25 protein-coding genes and 1 other RNA gene are annotated in these 24,257 nt (G+C 50.2%); 10 read left to right on the top strand and 16 right to left on the bottom strand.

Going from position 1 to position 24,257, the window contains the following annotated elements:
- Positions 1-66 precede the first annotated feature (66 nt).
- Entirely contained in the window at positions 67-366 is a 300-nt protein-coding gene (locus AC5JMP_RS22700; protein WP_495853775.1) for a ferredoxin, read from the top strand.
- 324 nt (positions 367-690) lie between these two features.
- Here AC5JMP_RS22700 and accB read toward each other — a convergent pair whose 3' ends face one another.
- Together accB and efp are read right to left on the bottom strand one after the other, a co-directional pair.
- The gene (accB, locus tag AC5JMP_RS22695; protein ID WP_495853774.1) at positions 691-1,170 is read right to left on the bottom strand and encodes an acetyl-CoA carboxylase biotin carboxyl carrier protein; all 480 of its coding nucleotides are present in this window, start codon (positions 1,168-1,170) and stop codon (positions 691-693) included.
- 93 nt (positions 1,171-1,263) lie between these two features.
- On the bottom strand, positions 1,264-1,824 hold the full coding sequence (gene efp / locus AC5JMP_RS22690; RefSeq protein WP_495853773.1) for an elongation factor P: 561 nt from the start codon (positions 1,822-1,824) through the stop codon (positions 1,264-1,266).
- A gap of 479 nt (positions 1,825-2,303) precedes the next feature.
- Between efp and AC5JMP_RS22685 the strand changes: the two genes are divergently transcribed.
- Together AC5JMP_RS22685 and AC5JMP_RS22680 are read left to right on the top strand one after the other, a co-directional pair.
- The gene (locus AC5JMP_RS22685) at positions 2,304-3,458 is read left to right on the top strand and encodes a peptidylprolyl isomerase (RefSeq protein WP_495853772.1); all 1,155 of its coding nucleotides are present in this window, start codon (positions 2,304-2,306) and stop codon (positions 3,456-3,458) included.
- A 362-nt stretch (positions 3,459-3,820) separates the two neighbouring features.
- On the top strand, positions 3,821-4,576 hold the full coding sequence (locus AC5JMP_RS22680; protein ID WP_495853771.1) for a metallophosphoesterase: 756 nt from the start codon (positions 3,821-3,823) through the stop codon (positions 4,574-4,576).
- A 74-nt stretch (positions 4,577-4,650) separates the two neighbouring features.
- Here AC5JMP_RS22680 and tsaD read toward each other — a convergent pair whose 3' ends face one another.
- Positions 4,651-5,712, bottom strand: coding sequence for a tRNA (adenosine(37)-N6)-threonylcarbamoyltransferase complex transferase subunit TsaD (gene tsaD, locus AC5JMP_RS22675; protein WP_495853770.1), 1,062 nt, complete (start codon positions 5,710-5,712; stop codon positions 4,651-4,653).
- Positions 5,713-6,097: 385 nt separating this feature from the next.
- Here tsaD and AC5JMP_RS22670 point away from each other — a divergent pair, with 385 nt between their 5' ends.
- The gene (locus AC5JMP_RS22670) at positions 6,098-6,583 is read left to right on the top strand and encodes a Photosystem I reaction center subunit III (protein WP_495853769.1); all 486 of its coding nucleotides are present in this window, start codon (positions 6,098-6,100) and stop codon (positions 6,581-6,583) included.
- Between the two features lie 51 nt (positions 6,584-6,634).
- The gene (psaJ, locus tag AC5JMP_RS22665) at positions 6,635-6,757 is read left to right on the top strand and encodes a photosystem I reaction center subunit IX (protein ID WP_495853768.1); all 123 of its coding nucleotides are present in this window, start codon (positions 6,635-6,637) and stop codon (positions 6,755-6,757) included.
- A gap of 215 nt (positions 6,758-6,972) precedes the next feature.
- Here the strand turns inward: psaJ and AC5JMP_RS22660 are convergent, their stop codons facing one another.
- The 3 genes from AC5JMP_RS22660 to AC5JMP_RS22650 all read right to left on the bottom strand — a co-directional run bounded on the left by AC5JMP_RS22660 (position 6,973) and on the right by AC5JMP_RS22650 (position 9,634).
- Complete coding sequence (locus AC5JMP_RS22660; protein ID WP_495853767.1) at positions 6,973-7,224, bottom strand: hypothetical protein; 252 nt, start codon at positions 7,222-7,224, stop codon at positions 6,973-6,975.
- A 438-nt stretch (positions 7,225-7,662) separates the two neighbouring features.
- Positions 7,663-8,832, bottom strand: coding sequence for a GNAT family N-acetyltransferase (locus tag AC5JMP_RS22655; protein WP_495853766.1), 1,170 nt, complete (start codon positions 8,830-8,832; stop codon positions 7,663-7,665).
- Between the two features lie 82 nt (positions 8,833-8,914).
- Positions 8,915-9,634, bottom strand: a complete 720-nt coding sequence (locus AC5JMP_RS22650; protein WP_495853765.1) for a RibD family protein — start codon at positions 9,632-9,634, stop codon at positions 8,915-8,917.
- A gap of 146 nt (positions 9,635-9,780) precedes the next feature.
- Between AC5JMP_RS22650 and AC5JMP_RS22645 the strand changes: the two genes are divergently transcribed.
- A complete protein-coding gene (locus tag AC5JMP_RS22645) occupies positions 9,781-11,799 on the top strand; it encodes a sensor histidine kinase (protein WP_495853764.1) in 2,019 nt (672 codons plus the stop codon).
- Positions 11,783-11,977, top strand: coding sequence for a hypothetical protein (locus AC5JMP_RS22640; protein ID WP_495853763.1), 195 nt, complete (start codon positions 11,783-11,785; stop codon positions 11,975-11,977). The genes AC5JMP_RS22645 and AC5JMP_RS22640 overlap by 17 nt, the downstream gene beginning before the upstream one ends.
- Before the next feature lie 21 nt (positions 11,978-11,998).
- Here AC5JMP_RS22640 and AC5JMP_RS22635 read toward each other — a convergent pair whose 3' ends face one another.
- The 9 genes from AC5JMP_RS22635 to AC5JMP_RS22595 form a co-directional block, all read right to left on the bottom strand.
- Complete coding sequence (locus tag AC5JMP_RS22635; protein WP_495853762.1) at positions 11,999-13,123, bottom strand: Gfo/Idh/MocA family protein; 1,125 nt, start codon at positions 13,121-13,123, stop codon at positions 11,999-12,001.
- A gap of 52 nt (positions 13,124-13,175) precedes the next feature.
- On the bottom strand, positions 13,176-13,940 hold the full coding sequence (rnc, locus tag AC5JMP_RS22630) for a ribonuclease III (RefSeq protein ID WP_495853761.1): 765 nt from the start codon (positions 13,938-13,940) through the stop codon (positions 13,176-13,178).
- Between the two features lie 128 nt (positions 13,941-14,068).
- On the bottom strand, positions 14,069-14,212 hold the full coding sequence (locus AC5JMP_RS22625) for a hypothetical protein (protein WP_495853760.1): 144 nt from the start codon (positions 14,210-14,212) through the stop codon (positions 14,069-14,071).
- A gap of 6 nt (positions 14,213-14,218) precedes the next feature.
- Positions 14,219-14,662: RNase P RNA component class A (gene rnpB / locus AC5JMP_RS22620), an RNA gene on the bottom strand.
- 153 nt (positions 14,663-14,815) lie between these two features.
- Positions 14,816-15,547, bottom strand: coding sequence for a hypothetical protein (locus AC5JMP_RS22615; protein ID WP_495853759.1), 732 nt, complete (start codon positions 15,545-15,547; stop codon positions 14,816-14,818).
- 172 nt (positions 15,548-15,719) lie between these two features.
- On the bottom strand, positions 15,720-16,172 hold the full coding sequence (locus AC5JMP_RS22610) for a nitrate reductase associated protein (RefSeq protein ID WP_495853758.1): 453 nt from the start codon (positions 16,170-16,172) through the stop codon (positions 15,720-15,722).
- A 100-nt stretch (positions 16,173-16,272) separates the two neighbouring features.
- Complete coding sequence (locus tag AC5JMP_RS22605; protein WP_495853757.1) at positions 16,273-17,520, bottom strand: amidohydrolase family protein; 1,248 nt, start codon at positions 17,518-17,520, stop codon at positions 16,273-16,275.
- A 299-nt stretch (positions 17,521-17,819) separates the two neighbouring features.
- Positions 17,820-18,182, bottom strand: a complete 363-nt coding sequence (locus tag AC5JMP_RS22600; protein ID WP_495853756.1) for a hypothetical protein — start codon at positions 18,180-18,182, stop codon at positions 17,820-17,822.
- Between the two features lie 190 nt (positions 18,183-18,372).
- Entirely contained in the window at positions 18,373-18,609 is a 237-nt protein-coding gene (locus AC5JMP_RS22595) for a hypothetical protein (protein ID WP_495853755.1), read from the bottom strand.
- A gap of 438 nt (positions 18,610-19,047) precedes the next feature.
- Here AC5JMP_RS22595 and AC5JMP_RS22590 point away from each other — a divergent pair, with 438 nt between their 5' ends.
- Together AC5JMP_RS22590 and AC5JMP_RS22585 are read left to right on the top strand one after the other, a co-directional pair.
- Complete coding sequence (locus AC5JMP_RS22590) at positions 19,048-20,598, top strand: anthranilate synthase component I family protein (RefSeq protein WP_495853883.1); 1,551 nt, start codon at positions 19,048-19,050, stop codon at positions 20,596-20,598.
- Between the two features lie 135 nt (positions 20,599-20,733).
- Complete coding sequence (locus AC5JMP_RS22585) at positions 20,734-21,387, top strand: Crp/Fnr family transcriptional regulator (RefSeq protein ID WP_495853754.1); 654 nt, start codon at positions 20,734-20,736, stop codon at positions 21,385-21,387.
- Positions 21,388-21,488: 101 nt separating this feature from the next.
- Here AC5JMP_RS22585 and AC5JMP_RS22580 read toward each other — a convergent pair whose 3' ends face one another.
- Positions 21,489-22,712, bottom strand: a complete 1,224-nt coding sequence (locus AC5JMP_RS22580; protein WP_495853753.1) for a septal ring lytic transglycosylase RlpA family protein — start codon at positions 22,710-22,712, stop codon at positions 21,489-21,491.
- A 294-nt stretch (positions 22,713-23,006) separates the two neighbouring features.
- On the opposite strand from AC5JMP_RS22580, the gene AC5JMP_RS22575 reads away from it, so the two are divergent.
- Positions 23,007-23,846, top strand: a complete 840-nt coding sequence (locus tag AC5JMP_RS22575; RefSeq protein WP_495853752.1) for a DUF3598 family protein — start codon at positions 23,007-23,009, stop codon at positions 23,844-23,846.
- Positions 23,847-24,257 lie beyond the last annotated feature (411 nt).

Here is a 24,257-nt window from a genome sequence, read left to right as displayed (position 1 = left end):
TGGGAATTGCTGAGGGTGCTATGGGCGAACTCATACTGCCGTATCTAACATCGAGAGGATTATTACATGCCAACTTTCAAGGTCACGTTGATCAACGAAGCTGAAGGACTCAACACCACGATCGACGTTCCAGATGATGAATACATTCTGGATGCCGCAGAAGAGCAAGGTCTTGACCTGCCGTACTCCTGCCGCGCGGGTGCTTGTTCGACTTGTGCTGGCAAAATCACGTCTGGCACGGTTGATCAAGGCGATCAGTCCTTCTTAGACGACGACCAGATCGAAGCTGGCTTCGTCCTCACCTGCGTTGCTTATCCCACTTCTGATGTCACCATCAGTACGCACCAGGAAGAAGAGCTGTACTAAGGCTCTTCTCAGTATCGAGTTGCCCGTTTAGCAAAGCAACCAGTAACAGAGCAACCAGGCTATTGATTTTCAGGGAGGTAGAGCGTGAAAGGCGAAAAGCCTCATGCTTTACCTCGCCTTTTTATCAACCCGCTTTTCCAGAACCTATTTTCTCCAGAACGACCGAGTGCCCATCTCGGTTTTGGCAGACCACGCCAAATACAGAATGAGCAGACCCGCCGACGCTACAAATAGAGGTAAATCTTCCATCCGTCTGGGTTCTCCTCTCACCGACTTCTCTTTTCTCTCAAGATATAACTCTCTCAAGACGAACGCAGAGGGAGCCTAGCCCGGATTCACCCGCATCAAGACCTGTCCGTACTCGACAGGATCGCCGTTTTTCGCCAAAATTTCTACAATCTCGCCTGCCACTTCAGATTCCAGCTCATTCATCAGCTTCATGGCTTCAATGATGCAGACCGTTTGCCCTGGACGAATGCGATCGCCCATATCCACAAAAGGCGGCTCGTCAGGGGCAGGCGATCGATAAAACGTGCCGACCATCGGTGCCGTCACCGTCAAGAGCTTCTCGTTGGCGCGAGGAGAGGCAGAGGGAGGCGGACTCGCCACGATGTTAGGTAGAGAAGCAGGGGAAGGCGGCGGAACGGCTCCAGATGACCCATTGGCAGGAGGCACATAGGTCTCCAAAGGGGCGCCTTTGCGCACCATGAGTTCAAATTCGCCACTCTTGAGGGTGAATTCCGCAATATCTGTCTGATTAATGACGGTCAGCAGTTCACGGAGTTCGTTAAAGTCTAATTCCACAGTCTTTTAATTCCACCTTACTTCTAGTTCCACCTGCCAGTTCTACAGCAATGACGAGCCACGAGACACGCTATCCTGCCGATTTCCTGCCGATTATGTCTCTCGACCTTGGTAAGTATCGGTGCGCGTATCAATTTTGATTCGTTCGCCCGTCGTAATAAAGAGAGGCACCATCACCTGAGCACCCGTTTCAACGATCGCTGGCTTCGTGCCACCTGTTGCCGTGTCGCCCTTCACGCCGGGGTCAGTTTGGGTAATTTCTAGAACGACCGAGTTTGGCAGCTCCACCTCCATCACCGTCGCACCCCATCGCACCACGTTGACTTCCATCCCCTCTTTCAGGTATTTGACGCGATCGCCAATCTGCGCAGCGCTCAGACGACCTTCTTCATAGGTTTCCATGTCCATGAAGACATAGTCGTCCCCTTCTTTATAGGTATGCTGCATCGTGCTTTTCTCTAACACCGCCTGCGGCAAACTTTCCCCGGCACGAAACGTCCGCTCAACGACGCTGCCAGTCTGGGCATTTTTTAACTTAGTGCGAACAAAGGCTGAGCCTTTCCCTGGCTTAACGTGTAGGAATTCCACTACTCGCCACACCGACCCATCCAACTCAATGCTGACACCGGGGCGAAAGTCGTTACTGGAAATCATGAGTCCTGCTGTATTTGAAAAACAATCTGTGTTTGAGAAGTAATGCGCCTAGAGAACAATGCACCTAGAGAACAATGCGCCCAGAGAGCAATGTGCCTAGAGAACAATCGGCAACTCATTTTACCGCTCAGCGGGATTGATGTCACAGGGGGGGCAGTAATTCTTAGAGAACAAGTTTAGAGGATTGAGGTTAAAGATTTATAGCTGTCGCCAGTTTGCTTAGGACATTTTGGGTGGGGCGCGAAGCGCCCCACCCAAAATGTTCCTGTCCTGACCGCCTTGGCGGTTGCTATACCCACAGCAATTTTCAATTGCATAAACCACAGTTATTTTTGTAGAAGCCCCGCTCCGCGGGGCTTCTACAAAAATAACCCATACTTCACCAAGCACAAAACGCAGTAGGACGGGTGAAGAGCCGATCGAATACCTATCTGTGGGAAAATACCAAGGGAAGATGATGAGAGACAGGAATCCTATTCATGCAGCGAGTGAGCTTTCAAGAGACTTGTCAGACTATTCTTCGGTCTGTGGCAAGGGTGAGTGTTGTGACAGTTGTGGCGATCGCTCTAGCTATCGGATTTAACTTGACAACTGGGTTTATGGCGACCGGATTGAATAGGGGCACGGCGATCGCTCTGCCCCCCGGCAACGCTGTTACAGATGGCAAAGCTCTCCTTCGCAATGCTCTGCCTATTGAAAACAAGCCTGTCCGTGAGTTGCAGCGCACGTTTGAAACAATGTCAGATGCCCTGAGAGCTAGGCGTATCAGCGGCTTAACGCGCAACCTGGCAACGGCAAACAGAGTGCTGACCGTCAAAAAAGCGGCGCTGCTAGCTGGGGTTCCTGCCGATCGCCAGCCCCAGGCAGAAGCGCTGATTGCCGAAATGAAGGCTGATGTCGAGAATATGCGGGCTGATGTGGAGGCGCAGGACAAAGCAGCAATCCAGGTGAAGCGATCGCACATTTTAGACAAGGTGGGGCTACTAGAAGACTTGATGGTCGATCGCTTTCCCTACGAAGTTCCCGCAGAATACAGCAATCTGCCCCAGCTCAAAGGACGCGCCACGATTGAGATGGAGACGACTCAGGGCAAGGTGACGCTAGTGGTAGACGGCTATAACGCACCCGTCACCGCAGGTAACTTTGTCGATTTGGTGCAGCGGGGCTTCTATGACGGTCTTTCGTTTACTCGCGCCGAAGACTTTTATGTGCTGCAAATCGGCGATCCGCCGGGTAAAGAAGATGGCTTCATTGACCCGGATACAGGCAAATATCGTGCTGTGCCTCTGGAAGTCATGGTGAAAGGTGACTCTCAGCCCACCTACGGCATCACGCTAGAAGATGCTGGACGCTACCTCGATCAGCCGGTGCTGCCCTTCTCTGCCTATGGCACTCTCAGCATGGCACGCCCAGAAACAGAGCCAAATGGTGGCTCTTCTCAGTTCTTTTTCTTCCTATTTGAGCCAGAATTGACCCCGGCAGGTCTGAATTTACTGGACGGTCGATATTCTGTATTTGGGTATGTGACCGAGAATAAAGAGGTATTGAGAGAAATTAAGCAAGGAGATAAGGTGATCTCTGCCAAGGTCATCAAAGGGCTAGAAAATCTGGTGGAGCCTCAGCAGTCCATTTAATCTGAAAGCTTCCTCACTCTCAAGATTCACCACAAAAATCATTCCCCCTTGGGAACTACCCTATTGTCTAAATTCTTAAGCAAGCGGCGCGCTACGCCGCTTTTTGTTTTTAAAGGTGCTTTTAATTTCCGGCGGTCTTTACGGTAATTTCGGTTAGGTAAAAAGGGCAAGTGAGGTTAGAATCTCACGTAAACTTCAAGATTTAAAGTTGCCGTCGCTACCTATTCTTGGGCACACTAAAAAGACAGCATCAAAAGACACAATGCCTTTCTCCTCATATAAGCTTGTTAGATGCACTAGATTTGATACAACGATTTTTTAAATTGTAATTTTTTGAATTGTATAAGAGGAACTGGAAAAACGTGGTTAGCGATCGGCGCATTTTTATCGGAGATGTCCATGGTCATTACGATGGCTTGCTGCAACTGCTGGAGACGATCGCACCCGGTAAAGCCGACCAAGTTTACTTCGTGGGAGACTTGATCGATCGGGGGCCCAAAAGCGCCGATGTGATTCAGTTTGTCCGGGAGCAGGGCTATTTTTGCGTCCTGGGCAACCATGAGCAGCTTTTACTGGAGGCGTTTCCAGAGAGCGATCGCGTCTCTCAGTACGCGCTGCAAGCCTGGCTGCAAAGTGGCGGACAAAACACGGTAGCCAGCTACACCGATCCTGAGCTGCTTTTAGAAAACATTACCTGGCTACGCACTCTGCCAACTCACCTTGACTTAGGCGATGTTTGGCTGGTTCATGCAGGGCTGCATCCGCGCTTGCCAATTCACGCCCAAACTGCGCAGGAGTATTGCTGGATTCGAGAAGAATTCCATGGCAGCCTCAAGCCTTATTTTGCAGACAAGGTGATTATCACCGGGCATACCATCACCTTTACCCTTCCAGGCGTGGCTCCCGGCGAACTAGCTCGTGGGCGGGGCTGGTTAGATATTGATACGGGCGCATATCACCCTAAGAGCGGCTGGCTAACGGCGTTAGACTATACCCATCAACAGGTCTATCAGTTCAACGTGTTTAACAAGCGATCGCGCACTCTGCCCTTTGCGGAAGCCGTGGTTAATGTAGAACCCGCGCAGATTACGCGTCGTCGCCAGTTGCTTCATCTGTAAGGAGTTCTCAAAAGGAAGGATTTTTGTTACGGGTGCTTTGTCCTGATAACAAAAAATAACTCGTCCTAACTCAATTACGTAATGCTATAAAGCTGCATCACGTCCGAAATTGCCATCCTGGACTGTGCTCCCAGGGTCATAGCCGATCGATGCCCTTGGTTGAGATGCTCGGCAGCAGCGCAGGCAATCATGGCGGCATTGTCGGTGCAAAACTGGAGGGGTGGAAACAGCACCCGCAAATTGTGGGAGATTGCCGCCGTTTGCAGATGCTGCCGCAAGGCGCTGTTAGCAGCCACTCCACCTCCTACCACGATCGTCGTGAGTCCGTAATCCAGGGCGCAAGCGATCGCCCGTTTGGTCAACGCCTTCGCCACCGTTTCCTGGAAGCTGGCAGCAATATCGACCGTTGGCAGTTGAGGATCAAGTTGCTGTAGCTTTTGCGTAAGCCTCAGCACAGCCGTCTTCAAGCCGCTAAAGCTGGAGTCATAGCGGTGATAGCCGCCCTCTGGCAAAGACACCTGCCCTTCAGGCAGCGGAAAGGCACGAGGATTGCCCATCTGAGCCAGGCGATCGATCACAGGCCCACCGGGATAGCCTAAATTCAGCAATCGGGCGACTTTATCAAAGGCTTCTCCGGCTGCATCATCGCGCGTTTGCCCCAAAATCTCATAGGTGCCGCAGTCTTTGACAAAAATTAGGCTTGTATGACCACCAGACACCAGCAAGCAGAGAAACGGCGGATGCAGATCGGGTTCGCTGAGGTAAGCAGCATAAATATGACCCTCCAAATGATGCACTCCCAAAAACGGCTTTTGGTGGAGCATCGCCAGGGTTTTTCCTGCCGTTAGCCCGACCAGTAATGCTCCTACTAGCCCCGGCGCACAGGTGGCGGCAATGCCGTCTATGTTTGTCCAGTCTAGGTCTGCCCCGTGAATATGAGCCTGCTCAAAAGCTTGAGCGATCGCCCCATTCACCGTTTCCACATGCTGCCGCGAAGCCACCTCTGGCACCACGCCGCCGTACTGCTGATGGATGGCAATTTGGGACGAGACGATGTTAGCCAAGACCTGGCGATCGTGGACGATCGCCACTGATGTTTCGTCGCAGCTTGTTTCAATGGCAAGAACGGTAGACATAGGGAGATGAAGCTCAAATTCGATAGAAGGAGAGAAGTCTAAATTTTCGTTACGAAATGATTGAATTGTAGTTTTTTGTGAAGTGCAAAGCTTGTCTGCAAATTAAGTAAATAGGCTGAATCTTTACTATAGACATTTAAGCTGTTGATAGTGGGGCGATCGGGCTTTGGGCGGCGATTGCAACCGCTAGTTTCTAATTCTTATCTCTCTATCAAATATTCACCGTTCAACTGATCCAAAAACTCAGTAAACTTCTTTTAAAGCTTAACTTTACTGCGTCAACCTTGAGGAGTATGATTGCTCTGATAGTTCAACACCCCTTGTACAAATAACTTAACCTTTTGTACAAAAACTTTGTAATTTATAAATGAAGGGAAACAACTCCATGCGAAGATTGTTTGCTCTAGCTCTTGTTCTTTTCCTGTGCTTTGGTTTTGCACCTTCTGCCTCGGCAGATGTAGCGGGTCTGACTCCTTGCGGTCAGTCTAAAGCGTTCTTGGCGCGTGCTGCCAATGCCACAACAGATCAAGCTAAGGCGCGGTTTGATGCCTATGCCAACTCTAATGTTCTTTGCGGCACCGATGGTTTACCCCATCTGATTGTCGATGGTCGCCTCGATCACCTGGGTGAATTCATCATCCCCAGCATTTTGTTCCTCTATATCGCTGGCTGGATTGGTTGGGTCGGCCGCGCTTATGTCATTGCCGTTCGCAAAGACAGTAACCCAGAACTCAAGGAAATCATTATTGACGTTCCTTTGGCCATTCGGTTTATGCTTACGGGTTTTGCTTGGCCCTTAGCAGCTGTCAAGGAACTGACAACAGGTGAATTGACTGCGAAGGATAACGAAATCACCGTTTCACCCCGCTAGTTTTGACTTGTACGCTTCAGAAGCGGCACTATTCATTCTTGGAGCATACCTATGGGATATCTTCTGAAATACCTTTCTACTGCACCTGTTTTGGCAACGGCTTGGATGATTGTAACGGCTGGAATTTTGATTGAATTCAATCGATTCTTTCCCGATCTATTGTTCCATCCCTAAGCTCAGGATTCTTTGAATTCTTAATAGAAATAGGCTCCTATCTCAACAAGAGTAGGAGCCTATTTTGTAACTCAATAGGTTTTATTTTCGTGCCAGATTTTATAGCCGCCCCCAGCTTGTTTAGAACAATTAGGGTGGAGCGCTTCGCGCTCCACCCTAATTGTTCCCGTCATAACCGCCAAGGCGGTTGCTATGTCAGAGAGCAATAGCTGATTTTAGGGATTGCCCCCTATTCTTTCAGCCAAGGATTGATACTGATTCTCTGAAGAATCTTGAAAGACAGCTGCCGAAAAGCTCGATACCGGGCGATCGAGAGTCTGACTACACACCAAAATTGAAGTGGGTAGCGCACTCATCGCTCTTTGGAGTACCGGGCTTGGCTTAGCAGGTACGATGACAGCTAATGTTGATACCGTCAGGATTGCGGTGAATAGTGCCCCAAAATCGCAATGAACATACTTTGACAAAGGAATCTCCTTACCGCTTAACTCAGATAAATAGGGAACTACTGGCAAAATAGCTGCACTGCCTGAGAGTTGTTGCCCCTGAATTAACTGGAGTTGTATGGCGCTACGCGCTTAGATCTAAATGAGCTATTTTCTGAAAGCCGCGCTACGGGGGGCTTTTAGAAAATAACTTGTCCTAAGCTAATTATGTAGTGCCATACTGCTCTGAAGTTGCGTCTTGAATTAGACCCGATACGATCGCACGATTTGAAGCAGCGTTCTTTTCTTTGAAGAAGCGATCGCTGCCTAATCCTCATAATCGATATGCTGCCACACTCCATTCGGGTGGGTACAGTGTTTCTACGGGATCTTCATCGACACAATACTTTCTCTGACTCTTTCTGAAGAAAACATCAATTGCCGTCTGTTCTGACCTAAACAGTCAATCTGCTTAAATACCTACTTTTGTTTGAACGGCAAATCTGCATTCATTGCCTCTATTTCGTTCTGCTCCATTTCATTAACTTCCTCAATGTAGTTGCCCAAAATCTGCGTTAGGCGAGGATTATAGAAACGGTGTAGTGAATAGTTGGGCGCAGCCGGAAAACCCCGCCGCTTTTTGTGTTTACCTCCCGCACCCGGATCAAAGTTTTGAATATTGTGAGCGATCGCCCATTCGATCGGCGTGTAGTAGCAGGTATCAAAGTGCAGATTTTCAAAATCTTGAAATGAACCCCAATAGCGCCCATAAAGCTGGTCGCCCTTCGTCAAGCAGAAGGACATCCCTACTGGCGTTGGCGCATCGTGATACACCCCAAAGAGAACAATGCGATCGATGTAATGGGGATAAAGCTGCGCGAAAAATTCGCGGGTGAGGTACTTGCTGCCCCACCAGCCAAACTTGTCGCAGGTATCGCTGTAGAAGTCATACACGGTGGACAGCAGCTCAGGCGTAATTTGTTCGCCCGTCAACGGCTCTACGCGCAGTCCGGCTTCGGCGACTGCCTTGCGCTCTCGCTTGATATTGCGGCGTTGATTAGCGTTGAAGGCTCCTAGATAATCATCAAAAGTCTGGAAGTCCTGATTGTTCCAGACATAGCTGTGATGCAGCCAGCGTAAAAAGCCGTGGCGCTCCATTGTCAGCCGCCACTGGGGATCGGCATAGAGAAAGTTGCAGCCCGAAATCTTGTTACGAACGCAGAATTGATCAATTTCAGCCACCATCAGCGCCGTGATTTGCTCTTCATCTTCACCGGGCGCAATCAAAAACCGATAGCCTTCTGCCGGAGTAAAAGGCGACATGCCTAGCAGCTTGGGATAGTAACGAATGCCCAAACGCTGCGATAGCTCTGCCCACTGATGATCAAACACAAACTCGCCGTAGCTATGTCCCTTCAGGTAAAGCGGCGCGGCAGCAATTAGGGTGTTACTGCGCCACAGGGTCAGATGGTAGGGCATCCATCCGGTTTTAGCTCCGACGCTGCCTGAAGCTTCCATCGTATGAAGCCAAGTCCATTCTAGAAAAGGGGTTTTCAGGGGCAGTGCCAGAGCATCCCACTCTGCTTGGGGCACGTCAGCAATTTTGTCAATCCAGGCGACGGTGTAGCTGGGTTTGAGTTGTTCGACCATTGGAAGAATTGCGAGAGTGTTGAGGGTAAATCGCGGGTAAGCTGCCGGGGGTAAGCTGCTGGAGCGATCGCCCTTCTTTAAGTTAGTTTAATTTTTCTTCGTTTGTAGGGGGCGGGGCAGATTGCAGATAGTAGTGCAAAAAGACCTCTGAACCCATCACTTGAGTAGACAGCAATTCTAGCCGTGGAGCAAGGTGCGCCGGAAAGCCGTAGCCATCAACAGGTGTAGGAGATTGTGCACCGCCCAAAATTAGCGGACAGACCGTTAGCCAAATCTCGTCAATTACACCTGCCTCTAGGAGCGAAGCAACGAGCTGTCCGCCCCCTGTTACGACAATTTTTTCAAGCCCCAAAGCCGCAAGCTGCTGAAATATTTGATGCCAATTCGTGGGAGGAGCGGGGGAGCACGCCACTAGCACCCGCTCAAATTCGGGGCGATCGCTCCAACCCATTGCGCCTTCTGGGGTAGTCATCAACCATCGAGGCACCGCCTGCTGAAAAAATCGACACTCCGGATCGAGCCTGCCAGAGCTAGAACAGACAATATGAATAGGCTGAGGGAATTTGTCCTGCTGCTGGCGCTGCTGTAATAAGTCAGGTTGGGTTATTCTCAAGGTGGTGCCATAGGTACGCAGCGTTTCTGCGCCAAATAGCACGCCGTCCGCTTGAGCCATCTGCGTTTCTAGATGCAGTCTATCTGCCGTTGAGCCAAATCGAGCGGGCGATCGCTCCCTATCTGCAATCTTGCCATCCGCACTCATTGCCAGTACCACCGTTCCATGCGCCCTAGCTTGCTCTGTCATCTGCTCCGTCTCAAGGTTTAGAGTCTCTTCACAGGAAGCCCGGAGTTTATAAAGACATGCCGGGTCTATCCAGAGTAATCTGAATAGTATCTTTAGATGGGGTCTATTTTTGTGCAGGGTTTGCTGCCCCAAGTCGAGAAACCGTTATGGCAACGCTAGGTCAATCTTCCTTTCGCCGCATTTTGCTTCTGCGAATTTTGTTGCTCAGCATTCCTATTCTGTTTTTAGGAATGGCTGTCACGTTTCGTCGGGCAAGAGCTAGTTTGCTGGATACGGCTCGGCAAAATTTGGAGCAGAGCGCCGTTCGCAAAGCAGACACGATTCATACCGCTCTACGAGATTTGCAAACGGGCTTGGCGATCGCCAGCGAAACCTCGGCTCTACAATATGGCTCTCCAGCCGCGTCAAAAGTATTTCTCAACCAGCTTCAAAAGCAGCTGCCTACGGATGTTCAGTGTCTTCAGCTCCGCAATCTGCAAGCCAACCGGATTGTTGCGACAACCTGCGGCGATCGGATTTTAGACTCTGTTTCCACTAGCGCCTGGGCAAAGCAAAGAAATCTAGGGGATGCCAACCGTTTACAGATTCATACGCTGACTCTAAATCGTTTGAATTCACCGCCCCAAATCAATTTTCAGAGCCAGCTCAATCTGCTGATGAGCACGCCTGTCTACAACACAACAGGACAGCTTGTCTATAGCTTGACGGCTCAAACGGTTTTGAAGCAGCCCGAAAGTATTGCGCTGCTTCAGGGGTACACGGTCGTGATTGCGGCTGACGGCACGTTGTTGGCTCACCCTTTGGTCAACCGGGTTGGACTCAACACCTCCAGGGAGCTTGATCAAGATCGGTTTCAGGATATTCTGACTAACGTGCAGCGGGGAGATACAGGCTCTCGTCATTTATTTGGTCTGACGCTGGATCAAACCGAATGGGTAGCAGGCTTTAGTCCGCTAACGATTCCCATTTCGGCAACTGAAAGTCAAACCTGGACAGTTTTGGCAGTCACAAGGCTAGACAGCGCCCTGCAAGGGCTGGAGAACATTACTCAAACTTTGTTAATTTTGACTGCCGGGTTGCTGGCGGCACATCTGCTGGCAATGCTTTACATGGCAAGAGATTTAGCATTGCCGATCGAACAATTGGGCAAATATGCGCAGCGGATTCATAAGCGTGACGCTCTAGAGCGTGACTCCCTAGAGCGTGCCCCTCGAAATTTCCGCATTCGAGAGCTAAACCATCTGGCAGAGGTGCTAGACAACATGGTGGGGCGGCGAGAAGAACACACTAAAGAACTGGAGTCAGCATTGCAGGATGCAGAGGCAGCCAACCAGTTAAAGAGCGAGTTTTTGGCGAATACCTCCCATGAGCTGCGTACACCGCTGAACGCCATTATTGGCTGCATTCGCCTAGTTAAAGACGATTGCTGCGACAGCAAAGAAGAAGAAAATGAGTTTCTAGGTCAAGCCGATAAAGCGGCGATTCATCTGCTCAAGATCATTAATGACTTGCTGGATATTCAGCGAATTGAAGAAGAAAAGCTGCCGTTGACGATCGAAACGGTTGATCTGCGCAACATCCTCAAAGAAACCATTGACATAGAATCTGCGCCGATTCAGCAGAAGGGCTTGCAGCTCTCTGTCACCCCTCTGCCAGAACCGCTAATGATCCGTGCCGATGCCGCTCGGCTGAAGCAGGTGTTGCTCAACGTGGTCTATAACGCCATTAAATTCACCGATCAGGGCGGCATTACAATCGAAGTCCAGCTAGAACAGATTGCCGCTGAGGCAACCTATGCTAGCAGCAACGGTCATCATCTCAACGGAGCGAAAGATGACGATGACGAGGCTGTGGGCACAAAGTTTTGGGTGATCATAGCCATTAGCGATACTGGCATTGGTATTGATCCGGTTCAGCAGCACAAGCTATTCCGCCCGTTTGTCATGGTGGATGGGACGACGACGCGCAAATTTGAGGGCACCGGACTGGGGCTTGCTATCTCGCGCAACTTAGTAGAGATGATGGGTGGACATATTACGCTCCATAGTGAAGGTCTGGGGCATGGCACTACGGTCAAAATTGCGATTCCGGTACTTGAAGACAGCTTCAATGACATTACCCAAAATCCGGTTAGGGAAGCAGCAATTAATGCCAAGTCCAGTTGATCTACCTTGCGTTACTTACAGCGCTTTGAGCTTGGTTAAGGACAAGTTATGGCTGTCGCCAGTCTGTTTAGGACGTTTAGGGTGGGGCGCTTCGCGCCCCACCCTAAACGTCCCCGCCCTAACCGCCTTGGCGGTTGCCCTATTGAAAATTGAGGTAAGGTCAACTGAGACTGCCTAGTTGAAGGTCAAGGCTTAAAGCTTAAGGCTTAAGCTTTAAGGAGACAGGCTGACCATCTTGATTAAGAGATTGACTCAAAGCCGACAAAATTTGCACTAATTCTGCGCCCAGCCAGCCAGAGGAAATGTCAGAGGGCTGATTTTCTCGAACGCAGGTTAGAAAATGATCGCAGACCTGATGGAGCGGTTCGGTATCCTCCAAACTAAAGACATGCCGATGTTGATCGATCGCCTGATGCCCTTGGGACAATCCCCCTTCCAACAGCGTGAGGGGCGTATCAGGTGCCAGCTCATCAAAGACCAGCGTGCCGTGGCTGCCCGCGAGACAGAGCCGCCGCTGTTTATCAGGATTTGACCAGCAGAGGTGAATCGAAGCCTGAAATCCACTAGGGTAGAGCAGCTTGACCCACACTAGATCAGATAATCCATTGGGGAATCGTGAGTTGTTTGACACTGTTTGCAGCCAAGTTTTACCCTGTGCCTGAACTTGGATGGGCACTTCATCTAGCCAATAATTGAAAATAGCGATATCGTGAATTGCCAGATCCCAGAGGGCATCGACATCGCTGCGGACAGGCCCTAGGTGCGTACGGGTGGCATAGCCGTAGCGAGGGCTGCCCAACCGAGGAAGCACCGCCTTGCCCTGCTGGACTGCCGGATGAAAGAGATAAGTATGGTCAACGACAAGCTGTCTCTGCTGCTGTGCGGCGAGATGACACAGCTCTAGCGCCTCGACAACCTCTAGGGTGAGGGGTTTTTCGGCTAGCACATGTAGCCCCTGTTGCAGAGCGGCACGAATCAAGGGGTAATGAGTGGCGGCAGGAGTAGCGATCGCCACCGCCTCCAGCCCCGGCAGGTTCATCGTCTCAGACCAGTCTTGGATCAACTTAACCCGATCAAGCTGAAATTCGGCTGCAACTGCCGTCAGCCGCTCAGCGCAAGGATCGACCACTGCGACTACGTTCGATCGAGGATGATGCGCAAAATTTCGCAGCAGATGTGTACCCCAACGCCCAGCGCCCAAAATAGCAATATTGACAGGATGAAACTTTGAATCTTGGATATTTTGGATTAGAGGAATTTGAGCGATCGCTCCGAAAGGCGATGCTAAATCCAGTGACAGAGGTGAAGGTGGAGTGAAAACCATGGGTTGCCCTTGGTGGCTGATTCTCTTCATAGAGTGCCCAGGAATTTCAGGTCTACGTTTCCGAAGAATTGCTGAAATTTGAAGGGCGATTGCCTATTTCACCCAGCTCTTGAAGCGCTAGAAATGCCACCTGTGCGGCAGCTTGCTCGGCAGCTTTTTTAGATTGTCCTTTGCCCTGTCCCCAGAGCTTGTCTTGAAACCACACCTCGGCAACAAAACGCTCTTTGTCGCCGTAAGTTTGCCCTACTTCGGTGACGCGATATTCTGGCAGAGCATGACCGTAGTTTTGCGTCCAGATTTGCAGCGCGCCCTTGTAGTTTTGCAGAGTCGGGTCGCGACGGATGGCATCAGAAAACTGCTGAAAGTGCGGATCGAGCCAGGGACGAATCAGGCTGAGGCTGGCTGTGCTGAGGTAGAGAGCCGCTAGAATTGCCTCAAAGGCAGCGGCTAGGCGAGACTCTTGCCCCACCTTGTCGGCAAGGGTGCTGTTTGCCATCAGCAAATAGCGATCGCATCCATACTGGTCGGCAATTTGAGCCAGGAGGCGATCGCTGACCAAAATGCTGCGGATGGCGGCAAGTTCGCCCTCGGCGGCAGCAGGATAGGTTTCAAACAAAAAGGCGGCAGCAGCAAGCTTTACTACGGCATCGCCCACAAACTCTAGCCGCTCATAGTTCGCCTCAGCCGAAGCCGTAGGATGGGTCAGCGCCAAGTTCAGCAAGTCCCATTTGATTACAGACACAGCCTGCTCCGATAGCCCTAGCTTTTGCATGAGCTGGCGTAACTGCTTTTGACGACGCGGATCAGAAAAATTCACTGAGCTAACAAAACTAAACGAAGGGGATTTACAGAAAGGTTAGGACTTACGCATCTGCACTCAAAATCTCCTAATTCTGGAGGACTTTGAACTCTAGCTCCCCCAGAATTGGGGGTTGGGGGAAGATTTCACCTCAATCTACGTAAGTCCTGAAAGGTTTTATGGCTGTCGCCAGTTTGCTTAGGACATTTATGGTGGGGCGCTTCGCGCCCCACCATAAATGTCCCCATCCTAACCGCCTTGGCGGTTGCCATAGAATCTAAAATCGCCATAGGGGCGGGAAGAGGCGGACATAAGCCGGGTTCTGTTGTTTGGATGGCAGAACCACCCAAACGGCAGTTATCTATCTGGGATGTTTGTCACCAAACACCTCTAGCGGATTTCGCAGAAGCAGGATTTCTCCTCCCCTACTCGGAGCCGGAAAAAGACCAACCGATCGCTCCTTCGACCTTGCTTCCAACCGGGGTTTACCGAGCCAGCGCCTCTCGACGCTGCTGGTGCGCTCTTACCGCACCCTTGCACCCTTACCTGTTAGCCTCACTAGCCCATAGGCTAGTGAGACTCCATCGGCGGTATGTTTCTGTGGCACTATCCTCACGATCGCTCGCACTGGGCGTTACCCAGCAAGTTTAGTCTTTCGGAAGCCCGGACTTTCCTCAAACTGCTTTGAGTCTCCTTTCATCAGGATTCTTTGACAATTCGCAACCGCCTGCGCCTCCTCTTCCCTTTGTCCTAGTTTAGTAGGTTGCGGAATAAACGCGTGGGTGATGTTCTAGACATCTTGTTGATTTTTTAAAAGGGGCACTCCGCGCCTCTTTCAAAAAATCAATAACACATTTGAAACACTATCAATGCGTGACAGAGTAAACCCTGCTCTATTTTTTGGGGTTCCAAGGAATATGATCCCACCAGGGCATATTGATCACCTTAAATTTGCACCAGAGCGGATACTGATGTTCCTTGCCGCCGCCCTCATCTAGCAGATTCATTTTCAGCATGAGACGCAAAGAAAAGTCGAGATGCGCTTTGCGATCCTTAAAGTTGCTGTTGAGGTCTTTGATTTCTTTAGAGGCTTTTTTATCTTTAGCTTTTTTCTCAAGTTCGTCTAAATCGACTAAAGGCGCGCTCGGCTCCAGCACATTTTTATCAGGATTTGGTTTCATGATGTCTTCGGCAGTGAGCTGAGCGCTAAGGCTAGTGCCGGGAGTGACAGGGCTAGAAAATTGAGAGCCGATCGGACGGTTAGTGCTGGTGATTTGCTTGTCGCCATTGAGACGGATGACGCGACGGGAGGGGGTGCCGAAGTCGGTCAGGGTGCTTTTGTCCCAGTCGGCGTAGATTTGGACATTCTTAGACTTATTCTTGATAGTTGCCCCTAGCATTTTGGGCTGATCGCCGTGCTTGTAGCGATCCTCAAATTTGAAGCTCACCTCAACAATGTCTTTGAGCTGGACTTCTCCAAGCGTCATTGCTTCTAGCTGGGTTTCTAAATCTTTTTTGTCAAAATCAATCCGAGTTTGAGCCTCTAGATCATCGATCGCCCGACTCACGACGTAAGCCACGCAGATGAGGAAAATTACCAGAATAATTAGGTCAGTGTCGCTCATGGCTCTTGTTTGCTTATTCCTCGTTCACTCACTCAAGAAGTGTGGCTTCTAGAATTCTAGAACTTGGTTTCAAAAGCGCGCTAACGAAACGGATATAAAGTAGAAATATAAAGTGAGTAGAAATACAAAGCGCGAAGACTTGTGAGTCTCTTTCCAGGATGAAGTCAGCAATCTAGACCAAGTGGAACTCTCTTAGCGCAGGTAAAAAATTTGCATTTTCGTGGCTAGAGCGGCTGAGCTTAATTAGAACAAAGCGCTGAAGTGAGGTTAACCCCGCCCATTGTCCAGTCGTGAGAGCAACGCCCAAGCTATTCCCCTGCTCCTGAACGCTTTCGGGAATGGTGGATAGATCCGCCCAGTCTGGATGACTCTCGATCGGTAGATCAGCCGGAGTCTCGTCTAAGTGAGCCTGAACAAATTGGTGGAGGAGCGATCGATAAGCCTGAGTTTCTGCTTCGGTCGCGCAATGAGTGTCTAGCAGAACTCGCCGCTCGTCTGCCGTGAGGTGATTCCAATGGTGCAGCTTCAGCTTGACTCCGCAGCGATCCAGCTTGTAGCGCACCGTCATGGGAATGCAGCGTAGCGTTGTGGCGAAATCTGTCTCGAATTGGAAAAATTGGCTCATGGCTGCGTCAGATCGGGGGCTATATGTATTTTTGAGTCTTCTATCCTATACCCGACTTATGGCTCACGCCATCGCTAAAAGAATAGAAGATTGAACGATTTTATCGATGATGCTCCCTGTATAGCTGACTTTCCAGCCGACTTGAGGCAACAACTTTTCCTTGCTTGATCACGGTTCGTCCCACAGGTGAAGCGATCGCCTCACTCACCGAACGAGCGTCCAAAATCACTAGATCAGCCGTTTTTCCCACCTCCACGCCATAGGTTTCAATGCCGATCGCCCTTGCCGCCTGAGTCGTCGCCATGCGGAGACAGAGCTGATGACTGGCAATCGTGCCCATTTGCAAAACCTGAGCGAGCAGCATACAGATTTTTAGCACATCGCCATCGCCAAAGGGCGTAAATAGATTCATAACATTGTTGGTTGCCAGCCCCACATTGACTCCCAGTTCGGCAAGCTGATGCACAGGGGCAACGCCGCGCCGCACGTTATGAGTGTCTTGGCGGGACATCATGTAGAGATCGGAGGCGGGTAGCGCTAAGACAGATATTCCAGCAGCCCGAAGGGCGGGGGCGATCGCCGCTAGTTCTCCCGGCTCTAGCGCCGCCAGCTTAGTCATATGCCCCAGACAGACGCGCCCTTGCCAGCCGCGTTTCACGGTTTCCTGAATCACAAACGGCACGAGCAGCGGCTCTGAATCGTCCAAAAAATCCAGATGAAAATCAACGTCACAGTCGAAGTCTTGGGCAATGTCAAAAATGATTTGCACATTGCGCTCTGGATCAGCATCCACGTAGGGGGCAGAACCAATCACATCTCCACCCATTGCCATTGCCTGTCGCAGCAGCTTTTCGGTGGCGGGGGTCATTCCTTCCTGCGCAAAGACCGCCAACTGGAGCGTCATGCCCCAGGCATACTCTGTGCGGAGCGGCAGCAGCGCCTCCATGCCCGTTAGCCCCACGATCGGATCGACCTCAACATGGCTACGCATGGCGGTTATGCCAAAGGCGATCGCTCTCTCAATCATCTGTCTAGCGCGAGATTGAATGTCCTCAACCGTAAAGGATTGCTTCAGCCGCAGGGTTTCCCGCATGGCTTCGGCAAAGTTGCCTTCCTGAGCGGGATAGCGATCGAGTAGCAGAGCTTTGTCGAGATGAAAGTGGGCATCGACCAGACCAGAAATTACCAGGCGACCACCAGCATCTATGATCTCAACAGCCGGAGCTTCAGGAGCAATCGCGGGTGAGATATCAATAATTTGGGCTTGGGCGATGCCAATGTTCCAAAGTCCAGAGCGATCGGGGATCTGAGCATTAACGATCGTGAGATCTGTAGTATTGAAAGTCATTTAGCAACTGGCATATAGCATTACGGAATTGAGTTAGGATAATTTATTTTTTGAGAGCCGCGCTGAGCGCGGCTCTCAAAAATAACTCATTGGCTCTGAGCGCGCAGCGCTATATCTAGGAGTACAGGAGAGAGCTGAAGTCACTATGACTTGAAATCACCGAGATTATTATGAGCAAATTCTCAGTCAGCACTATCGAACTCTGCTTCTAGATTTTTACGAGCGCAATGAGTTCTACCGACACCTAAGCTATTGAGACTTTCTTGGATAAGGCTCAAGATATGAAAAGACAGTTAAAGCTAATCAATTTGCCTTAAAGCGATCGATAGGGCACGCTCTGATAAACGATCTAGCGAAAGCTCATTGTCGTCTGTGATGAGATTTTCCTTGTGCATCAACTCCAACACGGTTTGATACAGAATTTTCTCAACTTGCTGAGCGCGATCGCTTAACCAGTCGTGGGTTTCAGCGTCTTCGGGAAACTGCTCAATGCAACTCTTTGTATAGGATCGGAAATTGTGTACCTGCCGCAGAAGACTGGCTAAGTAACCAGGACATTCACACGCAATGATGTCAACAGATTCACAAATAGCTAGCAGCAGCTCCTCAGAGACATCTGAAGGAAGTTTGATGGTTCTCTCGGAGGGGTTGGAAGTATTCAAGGGTTTAAGAAATATAGCTACGACTCAATTGTTGAGACTGCATTACGCATTGCTGAGCCTCTAAAATCCAAAATAATTGACAGAACAAAGTTTTGGAATCTCTCTCTCGGATTATTCATCCAATGAAAGATTCACGTTATTGATGCCTTGATTGATTCATTATGGATGTGCGCTTACGAGATACGTGCTGCTAAACCGCGATCGCTTCGGGTGCTGCCAATGCCAAAATGTGATAGCAAGAAGGCGTTTCCTCGCCTAACACCTCTTGAATACGGCTGCGAATGCAAACATGCAGATCCTGAATGGAGTCAGTGAAGCTGTGACGAACATGCAGCACTGCGGTTTGCTTCTGAAATTCGTGACCATAGTACGCCACAAAGTAGGTGTAGCGATCGGGGTCGGGGGCATCTAAAACAAAATCTCTCATGGGTACCAGATTCTCCTGTCACTGGAAGTCGATGGATTAGTCAGAAAGGGGCAGAGAAAGTTGTTTGCCTAGGCAGCTAGGCGGGTTGTTGAGATCGCCTAAGTCTACCTTTAGACTATGTTCTTCTAGATTATGTTAATGCGCAGATTAGCTCTACAGTATTTATGCTTTACTCACCTCAGCGCTTCGGTGTAGGGACTGGAGAAATCACTGACTTAAACCATTTAATTCAGCCCGACTCGTCCAGCACCTTTCAACTTTTTGAGTCCTACTCCTCTAACAGTCTATAGCGAAACCAATAGGCTGTCGCTCTGTATCTTTCCCGAATTTTAGAGGGTCATGGCTCTCAACTTGTTCCGAACGGCGATCGCACTAGCCAGACGAAAGCGGAATGGTACACTGGGATGCACCAAATCAAAAATGCGGCGTGCGGTAGCAATGATCTTCCCTGATTTAGCGCAGTTTAAAGAATTAGCTCAGCAAGGCAATTTCGTTCCGGTTTTTCAAGAGTGGGTTGCCGATCTAGATACCCCCGTTTCTGCCTGGTATAAGGTTTGCGCCGGACAGCCCTATAGCTTTTTGCTGGAATCGATTGAGGGCGGCGAAATTATTGGACGCTATAGCTTCTTGGGCTGCGATCCGCTATGGATTTTGGAGGCAAGGGGCGATCGCACCACTCAGACGCATCGAGATGGCTCAACGCAGATCTTTGAGGGCGATCCGTTTGAGGCGTTGGCGACCTGCCTTGCCCCCTATCGTCCGGTCAAGCTGCCCCATCTGCCGCCTGGAATTGGTGGGCTATTTGGCTTTTGGGGCTATGAGCTAATTCACTGGATTGAGCCGCGTGTGCCGATCTATCCGCTGAGCGAGGGCGATTTGCCAGACGGGCTGTGGATGCAGATCGACCAGCTTTTGATTTTTGACCAAGTGCAGCGCAAGATCTGGGCGATCGCCTATGCAGATTTGCGCGATCCTGCTATCGATCTCCAACAAGCCTATGAATCTGCTTGCGATCGCGTGACTCAACTTGTAGACAAGCTGCAACTGCCGCTTTCAGGTCGGGACACGCTGCTGCAATGGACGCCGCCGAATAAATCGAAGTCTAACCCTGACGAAGGTTTGGCGGCTCGGTATGTCAGCAACACCACAAAGGAGCAATATTGCGCCAACGTTGAAAAAGCCAAGGCGCATATTCGAGCAGGAGATATTTTCCAGGTGGTGATCTCCCAGCGCCTCTCGACCGAGCTGAAAGGCGATCCGTTTTCGCTGTATCGATCGCTGCGGCTGATCAATCCCTCGCCCTACATGGCGTATTTTCACTTTCAAGACTGGCAGATCATAGGCTCTAGTCCAGAGGTAATGGTCAAAGCCGACCTGTCGCCCGAAGCAGAGGGGCTGAAGATTGCGACCCTACGCCCGATCGCTGGAACCCGCCCTAGAGGCAAAACGCCTCAGCAAGATGCTGAATTTGCCACAGACTTGCTGCAAGATCCCAAAGAGGTTGCCGAGCATGTGATGCTGGTGGACTTAGGACGCAATGATCTGGGGCGAGTTTGCGCCAACGGGACGGTCGTGGTCGATCAGCTGATGGTGATTGAGCGCTATTCTCACGTCATGCACATTGTCAGTAATGTAGTGGGGCAGCTAAGTGCTGACAAAACGGCATGGGAGCTGCTCAAAGCCTGTTTTCCAGCAGGAACGGTCAGTGGTGCCCCAAAAATTCGCGCTATGGAAATCATCCATAATTTGGAATCTTGTCGGCGCGGTGTATACTCCGGCTCATACGGCTACTATGACTTTGAGGGACAATTGAACACAGCGATCGCCATTCGCACCCTAGTGGTTCAGAGCCATCCAGACGGTAAGCGCTTTGTTAGCGTTCAGGCTGGGGCAGGGCTAGTAGCAGATTCCGACCCCGAACGAGAATATGAAGAAACGCTGAACAAGGCGCGAGGGATGTTGGAAGCCATTCGCTGTTTGGAAGAGTAGAGGAGCAATTTGTAACATCTCCGAAAACCTTAACTCAGATGCTACTCTTTGCTAACCTCCCCACAACCTTTTAATTACCTCGCCTTTAGCTGAGAAATCTATGCTAGTCCTCAATGTTAGCTAGGTTACATAGGTATGCTGAACTCCCCAGTTTTAGAAGCAAAGCAACAGCCCGATCTGCGCCAACTGCTCGAAGAGCTATACCAGGGGAGGAGTTTGCAGCCTTACCGAAGTGGTCAAACCATTCGGATGCTCCCAGACGAAATTTTTGTGGTCTGTCGGGGCGTGGTTCAGCTCGGAACCCTCTACGATACGGGTGATGAAGCGCTGCTAGGGCTTGCCTGTCCTTCCATGCCTTTTGGATTACCGCTAGCGCTGATTCGACCTTATCAAGCTATGGCGCTAACCGATGTAGATCTAATGCGGGTCAAAATGGCTGAGATTCAGCAATCGCAGATGCTAATGCAAGGGCTGTTTCGGCACTTGACTCGTCGCTTGCAGCAGACAGAGGCAATATTGGCGATGGTGGGCTACCGTCGGGTTGAGGAGCGGCTGCGTCATCTACTGCTGCTGCTGGTGCAGGAAATTGGGCAACCCGTACCTCAAGGAATGCGCCTTAGCGTCCGGCTGACCCACCAACAGTTGGCCAACGCGATCGGTACAACCCGTGTAACCGTGACCCGTCTGCTGAGTCAGCTTCAGGGAGAAGAATGGCTGATTGTGAGCAGCGATCGCCACATTATTTTGCCCAGCAACTCACTGCTGCTAAACCGCACGGTGTTTGCTTAAAATTATGGATCATGTAAAATCCAATTTTCTTTAAAGGCACTCCACGCTTCTTTTAACAGACTTAGACTCAGCAAGACGCACAATCCTAAGCTGAGATTTGCTCAGTTTGTGCGAGGAACTTCGGCAGAGGAAGGTGCTATGGAAGGAGCTGTGGGCTGAGCCTCTTGAGTTTGCGGCGCTTGAGGATTTTCCATCACTACTGCCTCGTAGGGCACAACCCCAGACGCTTCGCTATTGAGACAGCGAGCCGCTTCACCTGAAAGATCAAGCGATCGGTCTTCCAGGTAAGGGCCGCGATCGTTAATGCGTACTACAACCGAATCCTGTGTTTCTTGATTAGTAACTTTGAGATAGGTGTCGAAGGGTAAGGTTGGGTGAGCAGCCGTTAGCTTCACAGGATCAAACGTTTCGCCTGTCGCAGTCAGGCTTCCGGCAAAAGATGGGTCATACCAAGAGGCGTTGCCCTTGAGCTGCTTTTGGGTAAGGCTAAGCGTATGCATCTGACTTTGTGCCTCTGCAATTGGCACGGGCAGAACCTCTAAAGCCGATCGCAAGTTGTTGACCCAGGAGATTGCCAAGAGTTCAGGGTTCCGATCGAATTGAGAAATTAGCTCTGGGTCAATTTGAAACAGAATGATTTCTCCTGCCTTGCCTATCGGGGTCAGGCGATCGATCGTAGCTTGCAGTGTTTCTGGGCTAAAGTCAGGATTGTTCAGGGCTTGCTCCAAACTCTGGGCGAGGGCATCTGCCTGAGCCTGAGTCGGCAAATTGGCAATGGTTTGCCCTTTTACCTGCACTTGAAACACTCGATTGAAAGCGGGTTTAGGAAGCATTTCGTCAGCGGCTAGACAGTCTCGCTGTTCATGCTCAGGCTGTTCTGTGGAAGTGCCTCCACCCTTGACGCTGCTCAACTCCTTCGTGTCATTTGCTTCTGGAGGCGGAGTGAGCGATCGCGGGTTTGGATTCTCGACAACGGCTACAAGGGGCGCATCAAAATTGAGGGACTCGCTAATGCCAGAAGACCAGCTAGAGATGGCTTTGACAAATTGTAAGGACGGGCTAGGAACTGAAGTTAAAGGGCTTTGAGTTGTCTGAGCTTGAACTTCAAGTTCTGAGTTTGAAGAGGGTGGCGCAGTCAGATGGCTTGCCGAATTGCTAACCGAATCACTGACCCAGAAATCTGCCCGATCGCCTAAAACTGGCTGTAACACTTCTAAGTCCTGCGGCAATCCAGAGTTAAGTACGGTGCTAGAAGAGCTGGAAAATGCAACTAGGGCGTAAAGAGAGCTGCTGTAGTCAGACGGGATAGATACGAGGCTGATCATAAGCAAAACTTGTGTGAAATAACCCTGATAGAACAGTTAGGTGTCAAATCATACCCTTTAGCTAGACCATTCACATCCTTCTATAGTCGATAGTAAGAGAGGCCTTTAACAGTGCTGAGTTATGGCAGAAAACTTCATTAAGAGTTGACATAGATTGGATATGAGAATGCTTTGTTCAATGCTTCTTCCAAATCCACAGCTTTCAACCATATAAACATATACAGCGCGATCGTAGTTCATTCCGGTAATCAACCTAAAATTTATGACCCTCAAAGCTTTCACCATGCATCATCTATGACTTACTCTGACCCAATTTCGCAGTGGGATAGCCTGCTGACTAATCTAGGCGTATGGCAAGGTTCTTTTAGCCGTTTTTCGCCTAAAGGTCTTTTGCAGGACGAGACTTCCAGCCAGGTGACGTTAGAAGGCTTGAGCAACAATCGAACCATTCGACAGACGATCCAACAGGTTTCTAGTCAGACAGGCGAAATTCTCTCGAATAAAGTTTTGGAGTACAGTACGCTAGGTCGCAGTATTTTGCTGTTTGAAACGGGAGAATTTTCTCAAGGCTCCCTTCAGTTTTCGCCGTTCTCCGAGTTTGGAGCTGAGCTGGGCTTTATGCAGGGCGATCGCCGCTTACGCTTGGTGCAGCTGTTTGATAAAGGAAGTCAGCTCTCTAGTCTGACGCTGGTTCGAGAGCATCGCCAAGACTCTCTCAGAGCAGAACGCCCGCCGCTGACACTAGACCAGCTTGTGGGCACCTGGTACGGAGAGGCGGTAACGATTTACCCAGATTGGCGATCGCCCGATCGATATGCCACGACTCTATCCATTCAGAAAGAGGGCGATCGGTTAGTGCAGCAACTCACGGCTCCTGAAGTAAGTCTCACTTCTACTGCTGCTATTGAAGGCTGCATTCTTCGGTTTGAGCAGGGTCAGTACCCTATTCAGGTGGTGCTGTTGCCCGATGGCGCGTCCTCCAATACGCCAATCCAGATTCCCAAGGGTCAGCCGTTCTTTTTAGAAGCAGGATGGCTAATAGCGGCAGGTTTACGGCAACGGATGATTCGTCGATATGATGCTCAGGGCGCGTGGGTTAGCCTGACACTTGTGACTGAAAGAAGGAGCCAGTAATCAAAATTGAGCAAAACTCTCCTGATCCAGTAAAAACCCTTAGGTATAAGGGAGTGGTAGATGCACCCTGATAAATCCCTGGCTTCTGGTCGGGGATTTTTATTTTCTCTGTGCAGTCAAACAGAATTCTTGCTTTACAACTCTATTTTTTCCTGATTTCATCCCTGCCTATAGGTATAAAGGAATGGTAGATGCACCCTGATAAATCCCTGGCTTCTGGTCGGGGATTTTTTGTTGTGTGGTAAATTTTATACCTATTTTCGTGCCAGCATTGCTCAGATATGGCGCTACGCGCTGAGAGCCAATGAGTTATTTTTTTGAGTTGTTTTTTGAGAACCGCGCGGCGCGCGGTTCAAAAAAAACAACTGCCGCCTCATCACTTTAGATTGGTATCAGACGAGAGCTTGAAGC

The sequence above is a fragment of the Drouetiella sp. genome (assembly GCF_059504425.1).
The sequence above is the reverse complement of the archived record's forward strand: the minus strand, read 5'-3'. Positions and strand labels throughout refer to the sequence as shown.

Coding starts and splice junctions, on each gene's coding strand:
- AC5JMP_RS22700 (WP_495853775.1), top strand. CDS start 67: ATGCCAACTTTCAAGGTCACGTTGATCAACGAAGCTGAAGGACTCAAC.
- efp (WP_495853773.1), bottom strand. CDS start 1,824: ATGATTTCCAGTAACGACTTTCGCCCCGGTGTCAGCATTGAGTTGGAT.
- AC5JMP_RS22685 (WP_495853772.1), top strand. CDS start 2,304: ATGCAGCGAGTGAGCTTTCAAGAGACTTGTCAGACTATTCTTCGGTCT.
- tsaD (WP_495853770.1), bottom strand. CDS start 5,712: ATGTCTACCGTTCTTGCCATTGAAACAAGCTGCGACGAAACATCAGTG.
- AC5JMP_RS22670 (WP_495853769.1), top strand. CDS start 6,098: ATGCGAAGATTGTTTGCTCTAGCTCTTGTTCTTTTCCTGTGCTTTGGT.
- psaJ (WP_495853768.1), top strand. CDS start 6,635: ATGGGATATCTTCTGAAATACCTTTCTACTGCACCTGTTTTGGCAACG.
- AC5JMP_RS22655 (WP_495853766.1), bottom strand. CDS start 8,832: ATGGTCGAACAACTCAAACCCAGCTACACCGTCGCCTGGATTGACAAA.
- AC5JMP_RS22650 (WP_495853765.1), bottom strand. CDS start 9,634: ATGACAGAGCAAGCTAGGGCGCATGGAACGGTGGTACTGGCAATGAGT.
- AC5JMP_RS22645 (WP_495853764.1), top strand. CDS start 9,781: ATGGCAACGCTAGGTCAATCTTCCTTTCGCCGCATTTTGCTTCTGCGA.
- AC5JMP_RS22640 (WP_495853763.1), top strand. CDS start 11,783: ATGCCAAGTCCAGTTGATCTACCTTGCGTTACTTACAGCGCTTTGAGC.
- AC5JMP_RS22635 (WP_495853762.1), bottom strand. CDS start 13,123: ATGGTTTTCACTCCACCTTCACCTCTGTCACTGGATTTAGCATCGCCT.
- AC5JMP_RS22625 (WP_495853760.1), bottom strand. CDS start 14,212: ATGGCGATTTTAGATTCTATGGCAACCGCCAAGGCGGTTAGGATGGGG.
- AC5JMP_RS22615 (WP_495853759.1), bottom strand. CDS start 15,547: ATGAGCGACACTGACCTAATTATTCTGGTAATTTTCCTCATCTGCGTG.
- AC5JMP_RS22610 (WP_495853758.1), bottom strand. CDS start 16,172: ATGAGCCAATTTTTCCAATTCGAGACAGATTTCGCCACAACGCTACGC.
- AC5JMP_RS22605 (WP_495853757.1), bottom strand. CDS start 17,520: ATGACTTTCAATACTACAGATCTCACGATCGTTAATGCTCAGATCCCC.
- AC5JMP_RS22595 (WP_495853755.1), bottom strand. CDS start 18,609: ATGAGAGATTTTGTTTTAGATGCCCCCGACCCCGATCGCTACACCTAC.
- AC5JMP_RS22590 (WP_495853883.1), top strand. CDS start 19,048: ATGATCTTCCCTGATTTAGCGCAGTTTAAAGAATTAGCTCAGCAAGGC.
- AC5JMP_RS22585 (WP_495853754.1), top strand. CDS start 20,734: ATGCTGAACTCCCCAGTTTTAGAAGCAAAGCAACAGCCCGATCTGCGC.
- AC5JMP_RS22580 (WP_495853753.1), bottom strand. CDS start 22,712: ATGATCAGCCTCGTATCTATCCCGTCTGACTACAGCAGCTCTCTTTAC.
- AC5JMP_RS22575 (WP_495853752.1), top strand. CDS start 23,007: ATGACTTACTCTGACCCAATTTCGCAGTGGGATAGCCTGCTGACTAAT.